Annotated in this window: 15 protein-coding genes; 8 read left to right on the plus strand and 7 right to left on the minus strand. The window is 62.9% G+C overall.

The features are described from left to right. Positions 1 to 57: 57 nt before the first annotated feature. The 6 genes from tssF to AAHM38_RS17245 all read right to left on the minus strand — a co-directional run bounded on the left by tssF (position 58) and on the right by AAHM38_RS17245 (position 5,792). Positions 58 to 1,908, minus strand: coding sequence for a type VI secretion system baseplate subunit TssF (gene tssF / locus AAHM38_RS17220; RefSeq protein ID WP_116575976.1), 1,851 nt, complete (start codon positions 1,906 to 1,908; stop codon positions 58 to 60). Between the two features lie 78 nt (positions 1,909 to 1,986). Then, the gene (gene tssE / locus AAHM38_RS17225) at positions 1,987 to 2,460 is read right to left on the minus strand and encodes a type VI secretion system baseplate subunit TssE (RefSeq protein WP_009241814.1); all 474 of its coding nucleotides are present in this window, start codon (positions 2,458 to 2,460) and stop codon (positions 1,987 to 1,989) included. Positions 2,461 to 2,528: 68 nt separating this feature from the next. Beyond that, positions 2,529 to 3,032 (minus strand): Hcp family type VI secretion system effector, encoded by a 504-nt coding sequence (locus tag AAHM38_RS17230; RefSeq protein WP_009241815.1) that lies wholly within the window; start codon positions 3,030 to 3,032, stop codon positions 2,529 to 2,531. Between the two features lie 105 nt (positions 3,033 to 3,137). Beyond that, positions 3,138 to 4,622: a type VI secretion system contractile sheath large subunit gene (gene tssC, locus AAHM38_RS17235; RefSeq protein ID WP_009241816.1), complete on the minus strand. Its 1,485-nt coding sequence runs from the start codon at positions 4,620 to 4,622 to the stop codon at positions 3,138 to 3,140. Next, complete coding sequence (tssB, locus tag AAHM38_RS17240) at positions 4,615 to 5,127, minus strand: type VI secretion system contractile sheath small subunit (protein ID WP_009241817.1); 513 nt, start codon at positions 5,125 to 5,127, stop codon at positions 4,615 to 4,617. The genes tssC and tssB overlap by 8 nt, the downstream gene beginning before the upstream one ends. Before the next feature lie 35 nt (positions 5,128 to 5,162). Next, positions 5,163 to 5,792: a hypothetical protein gene (locus AAHM38_RS17245; RefSeq protein WP_065854821.1), complete on the minus strand. Its 630-nt coding sequence runs from the start codon at positions 5,790 to 5,792 to the stop codon at positions 5,163 to 5,165. Between the two features lie 439 nt (positions 5,793 to 6,231). On the opposite strand from AAHM38_RS17245, the gene tssJ reads away from it, so the two are divergent. The 8 genes from tssJ to AAHM38_RS17285 all read left to right on the plus strand — a co-directional run bounded on the left by tssJ (position 6,232) and on the right by AAHM38_RS17285 (position 16,369). Further along, positions 6,232 to 6,825 (plus strand): type VI secretion system lipoprotein TssJ, encoded by a 594-nt coding sequence (gene tssJ, locus AAHM38_RS17250; protein WP_254659080.1) that lies wholly within the window; start codon positions 6,232 to 6,234, stop codon positions 6,823 to 6,825. A gap of 15 nt (positions 6,826 to 6,840) precedes the next feature. Next, on the plus strand, positions 6,841 to 8,187 hold the full coding sequence (gene tssK, locus AAHM38_RS17255; RefSeq protein WP_116575977.1) for a type VI secretion system baseplate subunit TssK: 1,347 nt from the start codon (positions 6,841 to 6,843) through the stop codon (positions 8,185 to 8,187). Beyond that, the gene (locus AAHM38_RS17260; RefSeq protein WP_116575978.1) at positions 8,184 to 8,969 is read left to right on the plus strand and encodes a DotU family type IV/VI secretion system protein; all 786 of its coding nucleotides are present in this window, start codon (positions 8,184 to 8,186) and stop codon (positions 8,967 to 8,969) included. Before tssK ends, AAHM38_RS17260 begins: the two co-directional genes overlap by 4 nt. 70 nt (positions 8,970 to 9,039) lie before the next feature. Beyond that, positions 9,040 to 11,835, plus strand: a complete 2,796-nt coding sequence (locus AAHM38_RS17265) for a type VI secretion system Vgr family protein (protein ID WP_116575979.1) — start codon at positions 9,040 to 9,042, stop codon at positions 11,833 to 11,835. 20 nt (positions 11,836 to 11,855) lie between these two features. After that, positions 11,856 to 13,397, plus strand: coding sequence for a hypothetical protein (locus tag AAHM38_RS17270; RefSeq protein WP_116575980.1), 1,542 nt, complete (start codon positions 11,856 to 11,858; stop codon positions 13,395 to 13,397). Then, complete coding sequence (locus AAHM38_RS17275; protein ID WP_116575981.1) at positions 13,394 to 14,467, plus strand: Imm71 family immunity protein; 1,074 nt, start codon at positions 13,394 to 13,396, stop codon at positions 14,465 to 14,467. Before AAHM38_RS17270 ends, AAHM38_RS17275 begins: the two co-directional genes overlap by 4 nt. A 59-nt stretch (positions 14,468 to 14,526) precedes the next feature. Next, positions 14,527 to 15,585, plus strand: coding sequence for a hypothetical protein (locus tag AAHM38_RS17280; protein WP_116576026.1), 1,059 nt, complete (start codon positions 14,527 to 14,529; stop codon positions 15,583 to 15,585). 73 nt (positions 15,586 to 15,658) lie between these two features. Continuing rightward, on the plus strand, positions 15,659 to 16,369 hold the full coding sequence (locus AAHM38_RS17285) for a hypothetical protein (protein WP_116575982.1): 711 nt from the start codon (positions 15,659 to 15,661) through the stop codon (positions 16,367 to 16,369). Between the two features lie 127 nt (positions 16,370 to 16,496). Here AAHM38_RS17285 and AAHM38_RS17290 read toward each other — a convergent pair whose 3' ends face one another. Further along, positions 16,497 to 19,235 (minus strand): FtsK/SpoIIIE family DNA translocase, encoded by a 2,739-nt coding sequence (locus AAHM38_RS17290; RefSeq protein WP_116575983.1) that lies wholly within the window; start codon positions 19,233 to 19,235, stop codon positions 16,497 to 16,499. Positions 19,236 to 19,277 lie beyond the last annotated feature (42 nt).

Consider the following 19,277-nt stretch of genomic DNA (forward strand, 5'->3'; position numbering starts at 1 on the left):
GGCGCCGCCGCGCTTTTACATGCGCGCGGGGGGGCGCGGGCGCCCCCCGCCGCCGGATCACACCAGGATCGATTCGCCGCTGCGGGGTGCGCATTTGACCAATTCCTTGCCGGTGCGGCGCGAGACCGCAATCAACTGCACAAAGCTGTTCATGTGGACGTACAGGCCGAAGAAGTGGTCCAGCACACGGATGAACCGGTGCATGCCGGTGCCCACAAAGGCGTCCTCATCCAGCGTGAGGCGCACCTCCAGGCCGCGCACGAAGGTGGCGAACGGCTTGCCGGCCAGCCACTGCGTCGCCGGTTGGTAGTCGAGACCGACGATGCCCTCGATCTGCCGCGCCGAGATCGCATTGCGCGGCAGGTCGTGCAGGCGCAGCATCTCTTTCAGCGTCGGCAGACCGTTCTGCACGAGCGACAGATGGTTGAGCGCCAGCAACGAGATCAACCGCCACTGCGCCGCGCGCCCGCCTCCAAACCGCATCGACGGCGTCGGCTTGCGCAGGAAGGTGATGTTGCGGGCGATGGAACTGCCTTCCATCGACAGATCGCCATCGGGCTGGCCAAACGCCAGCGTCGAAGGCAAGTCCCGGTTCGTGCAGGTGACGGTCAGGCTCAGCGTGTCCGTTTGCGGGCTGGCGGGGTCGAACTGCGTATCGACGATGGAGATTTCAGTTTCGAAACCCGGGCTGCGCTGTGCGATCAGTTCGTTGCGGCGTGCCAGCCAGTAATGCCCCGCGCGACCGGGCTCCTCGCCGTGATGCAGCGAATAGAACGGCCGGAACTCCGTCACCTTCTCGTGCGCCGTGGTTTCACGCACCAGTTGCACGTTGTCGATGGAGTAGATATCAAAGCCGTGCGCGCGCCGGCTGTCTGCCACCACAGGGTACGCACTGGCCGTATGTTCAATGCGGATCGGATCGGCCTTTTGCTGGAACAGATTGACCACGGGCGTGCAATGCAGGCGCAGGTGCTCGGGCTGCAGGTTTTCGAGCAGGCGTGCGGCGTGCGAATCGCTGCGCACGTCTTTCAGCACCAGATGCAACGTCAGACGGCGCACCGGCACGCCCGGCGTCAGGCCGTGTCGCAATGCGGCCAGGTCGATGTCGAAAAAGTTGAATTTCTCGGCAAAGCTGAAGTGCTCGGTCAACAGCCGATAGGCCGGGTGCGAGCGCGCCGGGCAATCGATCAGGGATTCGTCTTCTGTAAAACCGACTTCGTGCAACGGCACAGAAATCAGACGCTTCCACACGCCGGCGCGTTCGGCTTCCACATATCCGGCCGCCGTGTGCAGGAACAGCGCATCACCCAATGCGGCCACGAACGACGGCTCGCCGTCCATGTAGACACGCAGCTTGTCCATCGACAGCGATTCGAAACCGCCGCGTTCGCCCACGTATTCCAGCGTGATGGCGATCGAGCCGGTCGCGCCCTTGGGCAGTTGCACAGCGGCCGGCGCAGACACCGCGCGCTCGAACGTCGCCGCGGCAACGCGCACCGGCGCAAACGTGACGTCGTATGCGGTGCGGAAGCGGCATTCGACCTTGCGCACCATGCGTGTGGTGAGGAACGTGCCGCGCGCAATCGTGACCGGCGCGCTCAGTTGCGCCGCGACGCCGCGCACATCGAAATGCGCCACGGAACACGATGGAAAGGGCCGCAGGTAGTGCGGATACAGCACTTCCAGCAGCGCCTCGGTAAATTCGGGGTAGTCGTCGTCGAGCTTCTTGCTGACCCGTGCGGTCAGGAAGGCAAACGATTCGATCATCCGCTCGACATGCGGATCGTCGCAGCCGTCGCCCGACATGGCGAGGCGGCCGGCGATCTTCGGATACCGCTCGGCGAAGTCGCGCGAGTACCGGCGCAGGAAGGCCAGTTCTCGTTCGTAATAGGGCAGCAACTCTTCCATTCTTCGTGGCGGTCCGGTGGCGGTCCTGCGGGTACTTCAGCGTGTTGCGAGTGGTGCGTTGTGCAGGTCCGAGCAGTCTCAGCCGCGTCCGCGTGACACGGAATACCGCAGCGTCGACGGTTGCAGCATGGCGTCAAAACTCACGGGCTCGCGTGCGGGCCCCACCAGCAGCACTGCGCTGATCCCAAAGCACAAGGCATTGGTCGCGCGTTCATTGATTTCCAGCGACACATTCACATGCTGCAGTCGCGGCTCGTGCCGCTCGATCGCCTTGGTGAGCGACTGGCAGATGTAGTTGCGGTCGTAGAAACTGGCCAGGCTCAGGCCGGAAAAATCGTTCAGGCCATACGTAAGCAGCGACCGCTTGCATTCGGGCAAGCCGTGCAAATCCTCTTCTTCCAACACGATGCGCGTGTTGAGCAAGGATTCAATGTCGCGTGCCACGGTGCTCTTGAGTTCTTCAAGCGAGAGCTGGCGCAATGCCGTGGGCATGGGCGCATGCGGCTCGTCGTCGAAGAGCTTGTCGAGCAGGCTGGGTTCGAAGCCTTTCATATGCTGCTAGAAAACAAGATGCCGCAGCACGGCGGCTGCGGCTCTTGTCATCAGGAGAACACCAAACGTTAAACCGAGTAGGTCTTGTCGTTCTTGGTGAGGCTCCAGGCGCCTTGCGAATTGCCGCCTTGGCCGCCGGCGCTCTTCTGCTGCGTGTACTTCCATTGCACAGCGGCGTAGCGCAGGCTGAACGTGTCGGTCGGGATGCCCTGGGCCACCACTTGCGAATCGACTTCGCTCAGGATGGCGTTCTTCAGCTTGACTTCGAGGTACTTCACGCGGTTGCCTTCGCCATCTGCGCGGAAGAATTCGATGGTCACTTCACCGAACGTCGTGCCGCCCGAAGCGTGCTGGTACAGCAGCGGGCTGACGACGTCCAGATCCTTCGTGAAGACCATGTCGCGGTGCTCGCAACGCTCAGCCGTGTGGCCGCCGGCGGTCGAAGCCGTGGCCGAACGCGGTTGGCTGATGGCCTGCGACCAGCTGTTGATTTCGATCCAGTCCTTGTGATCCTTGTCTTGCGACTCCCCCTTGATTGCCGGGCTGTCGAACTTGACGTAGATATCCTTCATACAGAGACCCTCTTCAATAGATTGGTTGTTGGTACTGCAACGGGTAACGAGCGTAACGGGTGGTTATGCCCGAACATTCCCCCCCGGGGAGAGTCCGGTCAGGAATTACGAGTTGGCCGACTTGGGCAGATCCGCCACGAGGCGCAGCGAGATCGACAGTTCATCGAGCTGGAAGTGCGGCCGCAGGAACGCCACCGAGCGATACGTGCCCGGCTTGCCCGGCACCTCCGCCACCTGGATCGACGCCTCGCGCAGCGGGAATTGCGCCTTCTGTTCTTGCGTGGCGTTGTCGTCCAGCAGCACGTACTGCGAGATCCAGCGGTTCAGGAACGTCTCAACGTTCTTGGCCGAGGCAAAGCTGCCGATCTTGTCGCGCATCATCGCCTTCAGGTAATGCGCCACGCGCGATACCGAGAAGATGTACTGCAGCTGCGCAGACAGCACCGCATTGGCGTTGGCGCTGTCGGAGTCGTACTTCTTCGCCTTCTGCGCCGACTGTGCAGCGAAGAACGCGGCGTAATCCGTGTTCTTGCAATGCACGAGCGGGATGAAGCCGAGGTCGCTCAGTTCCTTCTCGCGGCGGTCGGTGATGGCGATTTCGGTCGGGCACTTGAGTGCGATTTCGCCGTCGTCGGTCTTGAAGGTGTGCGTCGGCAGGTCTTCGACCAGGCCGCCGCCCTCCACACCGCGGATGGCCGCGCACCAGCCGAAGTCGTCAAACGCCGCGGTCAGGCGCGCGCCGAACGCCCAGGCGGCGTTGCACCACAGGTACTTGCTGTGATCGGTGCCATCCACGTCTTCAACAAAGTTGAAGCTCTCGACCACGGTGCCGTCCTTCGGGTTGTACGGCAGACGGCCCAGGAAGCGCGGCAACGTCAGACCGACGTAGCGCGAATCTTCCGAGTCACGGAACGACTTCCACTTGGCGTATTCGACCGTGTCGAACACCTTCGCCAGGTCGCGCGGCTTGCCCAGGTCGGCAAACGATTCCAGGCCCAGCAGCTCCGGCGACGACGAGGCAATGAACGGTGCGTGCGAAGCCGCAGCCACGTGCGCCATCTGCTCGATGAAGTACATGTCTTCGGGCTGACGCGTGATTTCGTAGTCGCCGATCAGCGCGCCGAACGGGGCCCCGCCGAAGGTGCCGAATTCCTCTTCGTAGACCTTCTTGAACAGCGCGCTCTGGTCGAACTCGATGGCGGTCTTGAAGTCCTTCGTCAGATCGCGCTTGGTCGCGTTGAGCGCCTTGATCTTGATCGTCTGGCCGGTGCTCGTTTCCTTGACGAGGTAGTGCAGACCGCGCCAGGTGGATTCCAGCTTCTGGAATTCCGGCGCGTGCATGATCGCGCTCAGTTGCTGCGAGATCAGGCGGTCCAGCTCGGCCACACGTGCATCGAGCGTGGCCGACAGGTTGTCGGACACCACCACGGTGCCGCTCAGCACCTGGCTTGCCAGCTCGCCGATGATGTCTTTTGCGCGCGCGCGCTCGGAGTCGGACTTGGCGACGCGGCTTTGCTCGACGATGCTGTCGAGCAGGCTCACCTCTTCCGCAACCGAGGCGCCTTGCGCAGCGGATTGGTTCTCAAGCATCCTCGCCCCCGTTTTGCTTGGCGCCCAGCTTCTTCGCGTTTTCGGTGTTCTTCAGCACTTCCGACAGCAGGTCTTCGAGCTTGTCGTTACCGGCCATCTTGTTGCGCAGGTCAGCCAGCTTGGAGCGCGCTTCGAGCAGCTTGCGCAGCGGCTCGACCTGCTCGACAACGGCTTCGGGGCTGAAGTCCTCAAGCGAACGGAACTTCAGGTCGACGCCAAAGCGGCCACCGTCTTCCGTCAGCGTGTTCGGCACCTGGAACGCCGCGCGCGGCTCCACGCCCTTCATCACTTCGTCAAAGTTGTCGCGGTCGATGTTGACGAACTTGCGGTCGCGCAGCTTGGGCTGCTGCACTTCGGATTGGCCCGACAGGTCTGCCACCACGCCCACCACGAATGGCAGTTCCTTCGTCTCGATTGCGTCGCCGATCTCGACGTCATACGTCAGCTGCACGCGCGGCGGACGCACCTTCTGCAGACGCTTCTGTACGCTTTCTTTCTTGGCCATCACGTTCCTCCAGGAATGCGGAACCAGCGCTGTGCTTAACGCAGTGCGCCGAACGGGTCAGCGCTGCCGCTGGCAGCACCGGTGGCGGCTGCAGGTGCAGCCGTGGTGCCGTGCTCGGCGGCCGGCGCTGCACGGCGGACAACACGCGCGGGGCGGCGCACCGGCTGCTTGGCCGTCTGCTCGCCCGGGAACAGAACCTGTTCGCCCAGCGTGTCGCGCAGCATCTTGGCAAGCACCTGCGCGTCGGTCTTGACGTCGCCGGCCAGCGCGCTGTCGGCACGCAGCTCCTGCAACGAACGGCGCGCCACGCGCAGGCCGCTCACCGCCAGGATGCTCTTCGCCTGGCGATCTGCGTTGTCACGCTGCAGCGCTTCTTCGGCAGCCAGGATGGCTTGCGGATATTTCTCGGCGCCGAACTGGATCTGCGCAATGCGCACCCACGGCTCGTCACGGGTCGGGTTCTGCTTGGCGATCTGCTGGTACAGATCAATCGCCTTGTCCTGCTGGCCGCCCTTGGCCGCAGCTTCCGCCTCCGACATGCTCTGGCCGAAGGCCTCGTCGGTTTGGGGTCCGGGGTTGGTGGTCGAACAGCCTGCAAACAGAGCGGCGGCAGCAGACAGCACGATGAAGGAACGGAGAACGGAAATAGACGAGGATTTGGCCACGGCGAGACTCTTCAAAGTTTCAAAGCGGTGTGTCGATACCCAGTCAAATTCGCCGGAATTGGCGAGTTAAATGTTGGTCTCGACTGGCGCGAAATAGTACACTCCGCTCGTTGCCGTTGACAACCAAAAACGGATTATTAAGAAACCGAAACATCCTTTGTATTCAGTACCTTAGAGCGGCGCCCTGCAACGATCTCCGATTATTAAGAAACCGAAACATTCTTCTGTTTTCCTTTATTAAGGAACCGAAACAATTCAACAGCCTCCTTTAGCCGAACGGGCCTCGCGGCAGTCAAACAAAGAGAATTAAATAATTCAGAAATCAGGCATGAAGATGATGAAATTCGATGCCGCTTGGGAGCAAGCGGCGAGGCAGCCGGGCTGCGGCGGCCTTCTGAAGCGGTCTCTGAAGCACCATCTTGCGGCGGCGCTCAAGCTGATGCTGGTAAGCGCGAGCGTGGTCGCGCTGGCCGCCTGCTCCACCGGCGCAAGCGTGCTGGCGGGTGCGGCCAACGGCGCGCTGGAAGCGATGGGGCTCAAATCGTCGAACGTGCCCGATGCGCAAAAGCCGCCGCGTGAAGTGCCGCTCAAGATGACGGCCGGCAACAACCTGAACGCAGCGAACGACCGCCGCCCGGTTGCGGTGGTGGTGCGCCTGTATTCGTTGAAGGACCCGACCAGCTTCCTGCAGGCGCCGTATGACACCTTCATCGACCCGGCGCGCGAGAAACAAACGCTGGGCGCCGACCTCGTCAACGTGCGTGAGATGACGCTGATCCCGGGCCAGCGTTACGACTTCACCGAGAAAGTTTCGCGCGAAGCCACCACGCTGGGCATCGTGGCGCTGTTCCGCAGCCCCGCGTCGCAGCGCTGGAAGTTTGCCTTCAACACCGAGAAGAACGAGAAGTCGGGCATCGTGATCGGGCTGCACGCCTGCGCCATGACGGTGACATCCGGCACGCTGACCACGCCGGCCGGCGCCACGCCGCTGACCGATCTCAACCTGCTCTCCCCCGCGGTGTGCGGTAGCTGAACAACAAGGGCCAACGTGAGTTACTCCGCAAAGATTCTCTGGGGCGAAGGGCTGTTCCTGCGTCCGCAGCACTTCCAGCGTCAGGACGCGTATCACGAGTCGCGCCTGCATGCGACTGCGCAAGTCATCCAGCCCTATGCATGGGGTATCCGCCATGCACGCTTCGATACCGATGCGCTGGCCAGCGGCGTGCTGCGCGTGGTCGAGCTGTCGCTGTTCTTTCCGGACGGCGAGCTGTACTTCGCGCCGCAGGCCGATGCGCTTCCGCCGCCGCTGGTGCTCGACGCGGTTCCTGCCGGCGTGTCGGAGCTGACGTTCCATATCGCGCTGTATCCGCTGCAAGACAACGGCGGCAACTATCGCGAGCAGATCGAAGGCGCATCGGTATCGCGCTTTGTCGGCACGGAAGAGGAAACGGCCGACCTGTATACGGAGGCCGAGCCCGCCGCCATCACGTATCTGAAGAAGTCGGTCAAGCTGATTGCCGAGACGGAACCGCGCGAGCAGTTCATCTCGCTGCCCGTGGTGCGCGTGCGGCGCACCGGCACCGGTGGTTTTGAGCTGGACGAGAACTTTGTCGCGCCGAGCATGGCGATCAACGCCTCGGCTGTGCTGTATCAGCGCCTGCGCCGGCTGCTTGATGCACTGCAGGCCAAGGTCAATGCGCTGTACGGTTTCCACCGCGAGCCGACCAAGAACATCATCGAATTCCGCTCCGGCGACATTGCCTCGTTCTGGCTGCTGCATACGGCCAATGCAGCGTTTGCGGCGTTGTCGCACCTGTATCACCACCCGGACCTGCACCCTGAGCGCCTGTTCCAGGAAATGCTGCGCCTGGCGGGCGCCTTGATGACGTTCACCAAGAGCTACACGCTGGCCGACCTGCCCGCCTACGATCACGACAACCCGGGCCCGGTGTTTGCCAAGCTCGACACGATCGTGCGCGAGCTGCTCGATACCGTCATCTCCACGCGCTACTTTGCGATTGCGCTCGAAGAGACGCGCCCGTCGTTCCACCTCGGCCGCATCGACTCCGGCAAGATCGACGACCAGACCAGCTTCTACCTGTCGGTGTCGGCAGACATGCCCGCCGCCGAGCTGGTGGAAGCCATTCCGGCGCGCTTCAAGGTCGGCGCCCCCGACGACGTGGAAAAACTCGTGCTGTCGTCCATGCCTGGCGTGCCGCTCACCTATACGCCGCAAGTGCCGCCCGCCATTCCGGTGCGCCCAGGCGCGTGCTACTTCGCCGTGGAAGCGCGCGGCATGCTGTACGAACGCATGCTGCAGGCGCAGACCCTCACCATCTATGCCCCGGCCGGCATCCGGGAACTCAAACTTGAACTGATCGCGGTGACTTCATGAGCGCTACCTCCACCCCTTCGCTGTTTGGCGGTTCGGCACCGGCAACCGCTGCGGCGGATGCACGTGAATCCAACCCGCACGCCCGCACGCTGCTCGACTTGCTGTACGACGGTTTCTTCATGCTGTTCCAGTTGCGCAATGGCCAGCAGCCGACCAGCGCAGAAGATTTCCTCTCGCGCGTACGCGCCTTCCTCGACGATTTCGACCGCGGCGCCAAGCGCCTGAACGTGTCGGCTGAAGACGTGTTCGACGCCAAGTACGCCTTCTGCGCCGCGGTGGACGAAACCATCCTGTCGTCCAACTTTGCGATCCGCCCGGCCTGGGAGCGCCGCCCGCTGCAGCTCGTTCTGTTTGGCGAACAGCTCGCCGGCGAGACCTTCTTCGTCAAGCTCGAAGAACTGCGTGCGCACGGTGCACCGCGCCTGCAGGCGCTGGAGGTCTTCCACATGTGCCTGCTGCTGGGCTTTCGCGGCAAGTACATCCTCGAAGGGCCTGAGAAACTCGCTTACCTCACCGCACGCCTGGGCGACGAGATTTCTGCCATCAAGGGCAAGCGTGCCGCGTTTGCACCGCACTGGCCGCTGCCCGACAAGGTCGCGCACATGCTCAAGCGCGAAACGCCGCTGTGGATTTTCGGCGCCGTGTTTGCGCTGATCGGGCTGCTGGGCTTCCTCGGGCTGTCGCACACGCTAAGCGCCAAGACCAACGAAACGCTGGAAGGCTATTCGCAGGTCATCAAGCTCGGGCCGCGCTTCTCGCACCTGACGATTTCGCTGCCGTGATGGCCACGATGGGCCGCGCGCCCATCCTTCTGCTGAACCGCAACACGAACCCCAGCGCGACGCTGTTCCGATGAAGCCTTTGTCCAACCTGCCGGCCGCCGTGCCACAAGCCGTCCTGGGCGCGCTGCTCGGGCAGCAGACCCGCCAGATCACGCTGGAGACGGCGCTCGCTTCCGACAACCTCGTCGTGGAGCGCTTTACCGCCACCGAAGCGGTGTCGGCCTCGTTCGTCCTGCATATCGATTGCCTGAGCCCGTCGGCACATCTGGATACGGCCAAGCTGGCCGCACAGGAGGTCACGCTGCGCCTGGTGCAAGCCGACGGCAAGCGGCGCGCGTGGCACGGTTACGTAGCGGATTGCGCGTCGCTTGGTGGCGACGGCGGCCTCGCACGCTACCGGCTGCGCGTCGTCCCTTGGCTGGATCGCCTGCGCACGCGCAGCGACTGCTTCGTCTACCAGGACAAGACCGCGCTGGAGATCATCGAAGACGTCTTCAGCGAATACCCAACCGCGCATTACAAGATTGCGACAACGCAGCCGTGCTCCAAACGATCGATTTGCTGCCAATATCGCGAAACCGACTACGCGTTCGTGATGCGCCTGCTGGCCGAGGAAGGCCTGTCGTTCCGCATCGAGCACGAGCAAAGCGACGACAAGCAACAGCAAGGCAGCACGCAATCACGTCACACCGTCGTCATCTTCGACAACGATGCGCAACGTCCGGCTTGCCCGCAGCCGGAGATCCGCTTCCATCGCGTTGACGCCACCGAAAGCGAAGACGCGATCGAGCGTTTCTCGCACGCGCACAGCGTGGGCACCAATGCAATGACGCTCGCTTCGTGGGACTACAAGGCACTGGCTGCGACCAGCGCCCAAGCCAGCGCCAGCGACCCCGGCGGCGAGCTGCCCACGCTGGAACGCTTTGAAGCCTCGGGCTCGTATCAATACTCGAATACGCAAGAGGCCAGCCGCGCAGCGCAACTGCGCATGCAGGCACACGAAGGCGCGTACCTGCGCTACGAAGGCCAAGGCAGCGTGCGCCAATTGGGCGCCGGCCAGCGCTTCACGCTCACGCAGCATTTCGACAGCAAGCACAGCGCGTTCGTCACGCTGCAGGTGGAACACGAAGCCGCCAACAACCTCGGCGCCGACATCGCACGCTTGCTCTCCACCACCGAGATCGAATCGGGCAGCTACCGCAATCGTTTCGTCGCCGTACCGGCTGAGGCGCCGATCGTGCCGCCCTACCGGCGTCGCCCAACGGCGCCTGAAGGCCAGGCTGCCGTGGTCATTGCCGACGACGGCGCGCCGCTCACAACCGACCGCGACCATCGCGTGCGCGTGCGTTTCCCATGGCTGCGCGCGCCGGAGGTCAATGCGTTTTCCGATCCGTCCAACAGCGACCGGTCGCAAGTTACCGCCTGGGTGCGCGTGGCCAGCGCCAGCGCGGGCCCGAACTGGGGCGGCAATCACCTGCCGCGCGCTGGCACGCAGGTCCTGCTGACGTTTATCGACGGCGACATCGACCGGCCGATGATCGCCGTGCAGCTGCACAACACGCAGGACGCCCTGCCCTGGGCCCCTGCCGATGCGCCGCTTGGGCAAGCCCTGTCCGGCTGGCACTCGCAGGGCCTCGGCGGCGACGGCTACAACCAGTGGGTCGTCGACGATCATCCCGGCCAGTTGCGCACGCGCCTGGCCAGTTCGACCGCCAACAGCCAGCTCAACCTCGGCTATGTCACCTCGCACGGCGCCACGGGCGGAGACCGCGGCACGTGGCGCGGCACCGGCGCCGAACTGCGCACCGACGCCTGGGCGGTGGTCCGCGCTGGCGGAGGCCTGCTGCTTTCGACCACCGCGCGTGCGCAAGCCGTCGGCCCGCTGCTCGACGCCCATGAAGCGCGCGGGCAGCTCACCGCCGCGCAAAAGACCGCACAGCGCTTGTCCGACGCGGCCTCCAGCCAACAAGCGCTACCGCTGGCCGCCAACGAAGCCTTCGAGCCGATCGACAAGGCGCTCGACCCTGCGCAGGACGGCAAGTATCCCAGCAACGTCAATGGCCAGGATTCACCGCAGCCCGTCGATAAATTCGGCCAGCCGCTGCTGGTGACCGAATCGCCCTCCAGCATCGCGCTCGCTTCGCAGGCCACGACCACTGTCTACGCCGGGCGGCATTTGCACGGCACCGCGCAGGCCGACTGGCACCTCGCCGCGGGCAATGTCATCGCCGCCGCGGCTGCAAAGGGCGTGAGCCTGTTCGCCCAACGCAACGGCATCCGGGCGATTGCCGAAGGCGGGCCGGTGTCCATCCAGGCGCATACCGATGCGTTGGCCGTGCTGGCAGACAAGGCCGTTACCGTGACCTCGTCGGCCGACTCGGTCGAGATCCTCGCGCAGCAGAACATCGTGCTGCATGGTGGGGATTCATTGATCCGGCTGGAAGGGAATGCGGTGACGTTTGAGACGTCGGGGTTGTTGTCGGTGAAGGGGGCTGGGCATCCGTTTGAGGGGCCTGGGGGGCAGGCGGCGGCGTTGCCGGCGTTGCCGGTGGGTGCTTTACCCCCGTCAACCGTGCTGCTTGAACACACATATCACGACGGTCAGGGCCTAGCTGGCGCCAAGTACTTCGCCAAATTTGCAGATGGATCGGAGCGGCAAGGCATTTTGGATAGCCAAGGTCGCGCGACGTTGGAAAACGTACCTCCTGGCAGTGTGCAAGTCAGCTACGGCCCCATGCCAGGTGCCTTTGAGCGCAAAGACAAGACGCCGATGCCTAATCACGATCCGAATCCATCGGACAGCAAGCTTTCCAAGCTCGTCGATAAGTACTTGTCGGCGAGCAACACGCCAACCTCTTCCGCCTAAGCATCCTCTGTCCGCACGTCATGTCTTCTTCTGATACCGCACAGGCGCCGGGTGGCCTGAGCTTAAGCAAATTCAAATCCATTTGTGCCGACGTCGCCGATTGGACCTGGGGTATGGTCCAAGGAGCCTTCAACGAAAAGGCGACCTTCTCACAAATCCTCGTCGATGCCGTGATCGGCATGATTCCCTTGGTGGGCGATGGCACTGCGGTACGCGATCTGATCGCTGTGATCATGGGCTTGATCAACGACCCCAAAAAACGGGACGAAATCTTCGAGTGGATACTGCTGGTCGTTCTCGTCTTCGCTTTGATACCCGTGATCGGCGGCGTAGTGAAAGGCGTTGGTCGGATCCTAATCAAAGTGTTCAAGGAAGCCGCTTTGCTGACAGGCGCGGCACGTGCCGCAAAGCTCATGGAGGGCGCGCAGGAAATCATTGCGTTCCTGAATCGTATCGGTGTCAAGCACGCGGAGCAGTGGTTGCTGAAACTCCGGTTTGCGGAGTATCAAGCGAAAGTCATGGACCGCTTTGGTGCGCTGATGGATGTGCTCGACATCGCGCTACAGCTGATCAAAGCCAAAGCGGGCTCCATGATCCCGGCGAGCCTCGCCCAGCGAATTGATGCCCTGCGCAACGGCCTTGCGGTAATCAAAGCCAAAGGGAGTGAGATGATTCCCAAGGCCATCAAGGAACTGGATCAGGAGTTGCGCGAATTGCAGGCGTACGTCCGCTCAGGGGGAGAAACCACCAGCCGCGTTGCACTACATGAAGCTGCGACAGGCGAACGTGTCACCACACGAGCGGAAGAGGCACGGCTTGTGGAGGAAGGGGCGTTGCCGACGCGATCCGCCCGGGGAGGCTGGAAGCAAAATCCGGCAATGGCAAACGACAAGAAAAGTTGGGAAAAATTCTACAAACTTGAACCCGAATACCCAGACCTTACCAAGCGTGTCGACAAGAGAGGCCAACTGGAGCAGGTCGCAGCCTACAGCGGCCGCATCGTCAATCGAGAATTAAAACAGGGAGAAGAGGTCTTTCGGCTTTTTGGGCCGGGAGGTGTCACACATGGGATAGACATTGGTCCCAGTAAAGCCGGCGGCGCTTGGTGGGGGTTGGGGTCCGCTCCTAAGAACGCCAAGGAGTGGCGAGAAATGTTCGGCGTGCTCGACGAGTTCAATCGTGACGGCTTCCTGGTGACCGGCAGAATCGAAGGCAAAGTTGGACCTAAGGCGGCAGTCGGCACCGTGTCAGAGCAGGCTGGCACCAAACTACCCGGACAGTACCTGCCGGGTGGCGCAACGCAGGCCTACTTCTATCTCGACAAAGCCCTCGCAGAACAACTGGTGGCCCACGGCGAGCAAGTCGTCGCAAGCGGCAAGCCCATGACGCTGGTCGATCCAGTCAGTGGCATGTCATTCCACATACGGCCCACCGGTTGGACTGATGCTAACGGCATCTGGGGCTACCTGTGGCGTCCCGGCAACCGCACCGTGCATACTGCCAAGGTGGCTCAACACGAAGAAGCCTCCAAAGACAACCACGAAGTCGTTGTTACTCCATGACCACGAATCTTGCTACACAAGGTGGCGTCATGCTGCCGACCGAACACGAGCGCAAGCAGATCTTCTACTGGCTCAAGAAAATCAGTTCTTATACTGCCTGGAACCGCATCTTCGGCTTCTATCAGGCTTGGGCTCAAGCGACCGAAGAGTGTGCCCGACGGGCCACAGAACCGACGGGGCCTGCTGCAGATTACAGACTCATTCTCAACGGCTTAGCGCATTGCGAAGAGGCGGTGCTTCGCCTCAAGAAAGGCGACAAACGCATCTTTAAATTTGATGCTAATGGCGAGCTGGCCATGGCCGACCGTTTACCCACGTATTGGGAGAAGATGCTATTCCGCATGGAGGACGGGGAAACACTGCAACGCGATGAAGCCAACACCCCCGGCTGGACACAGTTTCACCGAGCGTTGGTGAACCTGTGTGCGGCTTGGGGCGAATGCTCTCCCGACATTCTCGAAAGCCAATGGCTAAATGAGCCTGCCCACACGATCTACGGCGATTGGTTCCGGGAAAACCTGCCGAAGATGCATTTCCCCTCTGCCTTACCTGACGTACCTAACCCTAGAGATGAGGTACTCATTCCCACCGGCAAGACAATTCCCTATTCGGGCATATGGGAACCCGTGGATGCGCCGAAGCCCCAACTGTTCAGCCTGTTCCGCAACAATGAGAAACCTAAGGGGCCGTTTCCTATCATTGGTTGCATGAACTATTTGCATGGCGGGTCGCCTGCGCCAATAGCGAAACAAGAAACTGCAGATGACAGCTTGCGGGTAAGTGTTACTTGGCGCCTACTCTGGCGCGATACACGCTACGAGGACGGGAGCGTCCCCGCCGAAGAAGACGACTACGTTTTCTTGAAACCCGATCCCGCAGAGGAGCAAACGCTATCTGTAGGATCTGACGCTTACGATCCGCTCATCTGGGCTGAAAGTGGGCAACCGGCTCCCCAAACGGGCCGCTGGCTAGCAGAGCATGACCTGCAAGCCAGCATCACACTCCAAGCCGGAGAAATCTTACCGATGCATCAGGGAAGAAAATCTCGTTGGACGCTCGCGCGGGCGTAACCAGCTTTATCGCCTTAAAGCGACAACCGGCTGACTCGTCGCTCACCCGACGACATTCAATGAGTTCGATAAATCTGAAGCCTTACAACTTACCGCGCAACCTTGACCAAGATGCGTGGTTTCTCTATCAAACCACGTCGATCGCGTACTACGAACTGTGCGCCCGCCTCTGCGAAGACTTCGCCGAGCTGTACAACAACCTCATTACCGGGCATGGGATTCATGGCGCCGCTCGCCTGGACTACTGGGTATCTCGCTACCTGACGCATGCCGAGAACATCCGACGTGGTATCGGGTTTATCAAGAACGGCGACGACTACATGCCGATGATTGATTTTCTGAGGGCTCCCTCAGCAGACTACCGCGGGCTCGTCGAACAACCTCTGGGATGGATGAATGAGGACCAGCGTAAGCAATGGGACCTAGCCTTCCGCCGCTTGAGTTATGCCTGCGGTACGGGAAGCGAAACGTTACGCAATAACGAGGCAGGTGGGAGGCTTTGGCTAAACCGCGGCTCAGTTGGAAGCAGTCAAATCTATCTCGATCGGGACGACAGCCACATAGGCGACTCTGCTGACGCGATTAAATTTGCCCAAGGATACGGGATCATGTCGCCTCCAACTCCATATCCCAAGCACCCCATTGACGCCAGCGAGCGTGTGAGCCCCGGCGCTCCCTGCCCCCGCACGGGCGTGTGGGTACCCAAGCAGTGGATAGACGGCGCTAACGACTTCAGCCTCGCATTCTGCGTCCAGGGATATCCCATGCAACCTGCATATCAGATCTATTGGGGTAAGCCGGTCGACGTTTGGGCGGATTTCCCGATGCCCGACGATGACGATGTGGAGGAGCGATCGATCACGCTGACCGAGACAAAAGCGGTCGATACAACCTGGTACTTCGTATCGCAACCCGTTGCCCAGGCCATGCCCACAACTACTCTGCATATGCGCTGTGAAGCAGGGCAAGCCTGCACGAAGAGCGGCTACTGGATAACGCCAGCCAAATCAGGCTCTCGCCGTTTCTTCTCGCAGGGAGCCCCGATGCCGGAGGAAGTATCGGACTACGGTTCGACAATCTGGCAGTGGGATAGCGATCAGTCTGATCCGAAGTTGTAATACCCAGGGAAAAAGCGGGTTGCAGACCCCGCCAGCAATCCGCGCTGACGCCCCACCTCAGGAACAAAACACCATGGGCCTACTGAAAAAACTCTTCGGCCGAAACGCCAGCGCCCGGGACGCCAACCCGCCCCCACCGCCGAAAGACGACGACACCTCGCCCGACATCGCCCCCGAACTCGCCCCAGCCTTGGAGGCCTACCAACAAGGCCAGTACGAAGCGGCCATCACCGCGGCAGCACCCCACGCGAATCGCCACGCCGACGCCAACCGCCTATGCGCGCTCGCCTATTCGGACATGCGCCGCTATCCCGAGGCCTTTCCTTACTGGCTTGCGTTGTTCGAACAGGAACCGAGCGCGCACAACGCGCTGCAGCTGGCGACGACGTCCGTCATATGCGGCGAACTGAAGCGCGGCGAAGCGTGGTTGATGAAGTTCGACGAGATCAACGAGCAGACGCACGAGATGTCCAGCGTCACGGCTCGCACGCAGTTCATCTCGTCGCTCACGCAGAGCGGGCACATGGCCGAGGCATTGCCGTATCTGGATTGGCTGCGCGGTGTCTACGCGCACGTTGGCATCACCGATTCGCACTTCCTGTACATGCGCGGCATCCCGTTTTTCCCGAGCTTTCTGGAAAACAGCCTGCCGATTCTCAAGGCCACCCTGCCGGCCGAGGCGGTCGCTCAGTGGTATGGCGTGTTGTCGGGGCAGTTGGATGAGGAAGGCGAGGTGCGGCTCGGGGCGTGGCTGCAATCGTTGAACATCACCGCCGAAAGTTGAGCTGCGCCGGCAGTTGATACCTGACTGGGCTTCTGGGAAAGCGTCAGTCGGCCAAGGTCTTCAGGTCCGCCGCAGGACGCAATGAATCGGTCGCGCCGCACCCTTCAGGAGTGGCAGACACCGCCTGTCACTCCCCGCCTCCCGGCGCCAACACCTCACGCTGCCCATTCCGCCCCATCGGCGACACCAGCCCGGCCGCTTCCATCTGTTCGATGAGCCGCGCGGCACGGTTGTAGCCGATGCGCAGTTGCCGCTGCACGGAGGAAATCGACGCGCGGCGCGTGTTGAGCACGAACGCCGCGGCCTCGTCGTAGAGCGGATCGGCTTCTGCATCGCCGCTATCGCCACCGAACAAATCGCCGCTCGCGGCAGCTTCACCCGGATCACCGGCGAGGATGGCTTCGTCGTATTCGGGCTCGCCAAACTGCTTCCAGTGTTCGACCACGCGGTGCACTTCCTCATCGGCGACGAACGCGCCGTGCACGCGCTGTGGATACCCAGTGCCCGGCGGCAGGAACAGCATGTCGCCCTGGCCGAGCAGCGATTCGGCGCCCATCTGATCGAGAATCGTGCGCGAGTCGATCTTGGAGGACACCTGGAACGCCACGCGCGTCGGAATGTTCGCCTTGATCAGGCCGGTGATGACGTCCACCGACGGCCGCTGCGTCGCCAGAATCAAATGGATGCCGGCGGCACGGGCCTTCTGCGCGAGGCGCGCGATCAGCTCTTCGATCTTCTTGCCGGCCACCATCATCAAGTCGGCCAGTTCGTCGATGATGACCACGATCATCGGCAGCGTCGAGAGGGGCTCGGGCGCATCGGGCGTCAGCGAGAACGGATTCGGCACCTTGCGGCCGGCCTGTTCTGCCGCGCGGATCTTCTGGTTGTAGCCGGCCAGGTTGCGCACGCCCAGCGCCGACATCAGCCGGTAGCGCTTTTCCATCTCGCCCACGCACCAGTTGAGCGCGTGCGCGGCCTGCTTCATGTCGGTCACCACAGGCGCGAGCAGATGCGGAATGCCCTCGTACACCGAGAGTTCCAGCATCTTCGGGTCGATCATGATCATGCGCACGTCGTCGGGCGTGGCCTTGTACAGCATCGACAGGATCATCGCGTTGACGGCGACCGACTTGCCGGAGCCCGTCGTGCCGGCCACCAGCAGGTGCGGGGCGCGTGCGAGATCCGTCACCACCGGGTTGCCGGTGATGTCTTTGCCCATGGCCAGCACGAGGTGCGACGCATGCGACTGGAAATCCGCCGCGTTCACGACTTCCGACAGGCGGATCATTTCGCGGCGGGCGTTGGGCAGCTCCAGGCCCATGCACGTCTTGCCGGGGATCGTTTCGACGACGCGGATGGACGTCACGCCCAACGCGCGCGCCAGGTCTTTCATCAGCCCCACAACCTGCGCGCCGCGCACGCCAATCGCCGGGTCGACCTCGAACCGCGTGATGACCGGGCCCGCCGATGCGCCAACGACCGTGACTGGCACCTTGAACTCGGCCAGGCGCTGGGCGATCAGGTTGCTGGTCTCTTCCAGGTGCTCGGCGGAGACGGCTTCCGCGCTGGGGGTTGCAGCGGTCAGCAATGCGGCGCCCGGCAGGCGATAGTCAACGATGCGCGGTACGGCAGGTGCCGCAGTTGGCGCGGGTGCGGGCGCCGGCACGGACGCTGCGGCAATGGCCGGCGCGGCGCGTGACACCACCTCCCCCACTACGGCCGGCAAGACGATGCGCGGCTTGGGCGCAGGCACGGCAGGCGCGACTTCCGGCTGCGCGGCCGGCTCGATCGACGGCGCAACGGGCGGTGCTTCCGCCTCGGGCGGTGCTTCGACAATCGGGGCGGCTTCGGCTTCCGCTTCCCCGCTCGGCTCGGCAACCTCCTGCGCGGGCGTCGGCGTTACGGCGGGCGCCATCAGGCCGCGCAGTTCGGCCAGGAGCGCCTCGGCTTCTTGGCGTACGGCGTCCAAGTCGACCGTTGGAGTTTCTGCAACCGCGGCTTTCGCCTCCACCAACTCCGGCACCGTCGTTTCCGGCAGGACAACCGGCTCGGCAGCGGGCATGGCGTGCGGCGGGGCGGCCGGGGCTGGCGCTGGCGCCTGCGTTTGCAAACCAAGTTGCGGCTGATGGAACGGGCTGCTGACGATGGTGGCACGCGGTTTTGGGCGTGCCGCAGGCGTCTGCGGTGGAGTGGGCGGAGCTGCGGGCGGCGTCTTCACAGTGGCCGGCGCTTCAACCGGTGCGCCCTTCTTTGCGTCAAGCAGCGGCCAGATCTCGCCCGGCTGCGGCGGCGAGGGGCGCGTGCGCGGGGGTGGCTGCCATGCGGGCTGGCGGCGCGCAGACACGGCTTCGATGCCACGGTGTCGCACGGCTGGCTGCGCGGCCCCAGTGTTACCACTCCAACGCGCCTCCCCTGCCCCGCCGAGGCCGAGCGCGGTCGGCAAGCCGTCGTCGATGGGATCGTCGTGGGCGGTGTGCGGGTCGGAAGACGCCTCGGCATCAGCGACGCGACGGCGGTTGAACACCTGGCCCCACGATCGTCCGAACACCATGGGGGCGACCCAGATCAGCACGCCGAGCATCAGGAGGAACGCGCCCGTCCAGCCCAGCATGTGTGAGAACAGCGACGACAATGCGCGCCCGGCAGCACCGCCGGCCTTGTCCTGCGGGTCGGCGCCAGAAGTCAGGGCTTCAAGCGCGGCGCTGGCGCTCAGCGCGACGAGCGTCACCAGCCAGAGCCGCACGGTGCCCCGGCCTTTGAGGAAGTCCCGCTCCCCCGCCAGCACGCGCGTCACATACCGCCACACCAGCGGCAGCAGCCACACGGTGGAAATGCCAAACCAGCCAAGCACCATTTCAAACGCCATCTACAAATGCCAGGCCGCGATTGTAGCGGGGCGCGCCACCGC

The organism is Ralstonia sp. OTU4908 (genome assembly GCF_038440115.1).
GTDB classification, from domain to species: Bacteria; Pseudomonadota; Gammaproteobacteria; order Burkholderiales; family Burkholderiaceae; genus Ralstonia; species Ralstonia pickettii.

What these genes read in the sequence shown, in the direction of transcription:
- AAHM38_RS17285 (WP_116575982.1), top strand. Translation starts at nt 15,659, where the DNA reads ATGGGCCTACTGAAAAAACTCTTCGGCCGAAACGCCAGCGCCCGGGAC.
- tssF (WP_116575976.1), bottom strand. Translation starts at nt 1,908, where the DNA reads ATGGAAGAGTTGCTGCCCTATTACGAACGAGAACTGGCCTTCCTGCGC.
- AAHM38_RS17230 (WP_009241815.1), bottom strand. Translation starts at nt 3,032, where the DNA reads ATGAAGGATATCTACGTCAAGTTCGACAGCCCGGCAATCAAGGGGGAG.
- AAHM38_RS17280 (WP_116576026.1), top strand. Translation starts at nt 14,527, where the DNA reads ATGAGTTCGATAAATCTGAAGCCTTACAACTTACCGCGCAACCTTGAC.
- AAHM38_RS17270 (WP_116575980.1), top strand. Translation starts at nt 11,856, where the DNA reads ATGTCTTCTTCTGATACCGCACAGGCGCCGGGTGGCCTGAGCTTAAGC.
- tssE (WP_009241814.1), bottom strand. Translation starts at nt 2,460, where the DNA reads ATGAAAGGCTTCGAACCCAGCCTGCTCGACAAGCTCTTCGACGACGAG.
- tssJ (WP_254659080.1), top strand. Translation starts at nt 6,232, where the DNA reads ATGCTGGTAAGCGCGAGCGTGGTCGCGCTGGCCGCCTGCTCCACCGGC.
- tssC (WP_009241816.1), bottom strand. Translation starts at nt 4,622, where the DNA reads ATGCTTGAGAACCAATCCGCTGCGCAAGGCGCCTCGGTTGCGGAAGAG.
- AAHM38_RS17260 (WP_116575978.1), top strand. Translation starts at nt 8,184, where the DNA reads ATGAGCGCTACCTCCACCCCTTCGCTGTTTGGCGGTTCGGCACCGGCA.
- tssB (WP_009241817.1), bottom strand. Translation starts at nt 5,127, where the DNA reads ATGGCCAAGAAAGAAAGCGTACAGAAGCGTCTGCAGAAGGTGCGTCCG.
- AAHM38_RS17275 (WP_116575981.1), top strand. Translation starts at nt 13,394, where the DNA reads ATGACCACGAATCTTGCTACACAAGGTGGCGTCATGCTGCCGACCGAA.
- AAHM38_RS17265 (WP_116575979.1), top strand. Translation starts at nt 9,040, where the DNA reads ATGAAGCCTTTGTCCAACCTGCCGGCCGCCGTGCCACAAGCCGTCCTG.
- AAHM38_RS17290 (WP_116575983.1), bottom strand. Translation starts at nt 19,235, where the DNA reads ATGGCGTTTGAAATGGTGCTTGGCTGGTTTGGCATTTCCACCGTGTGG.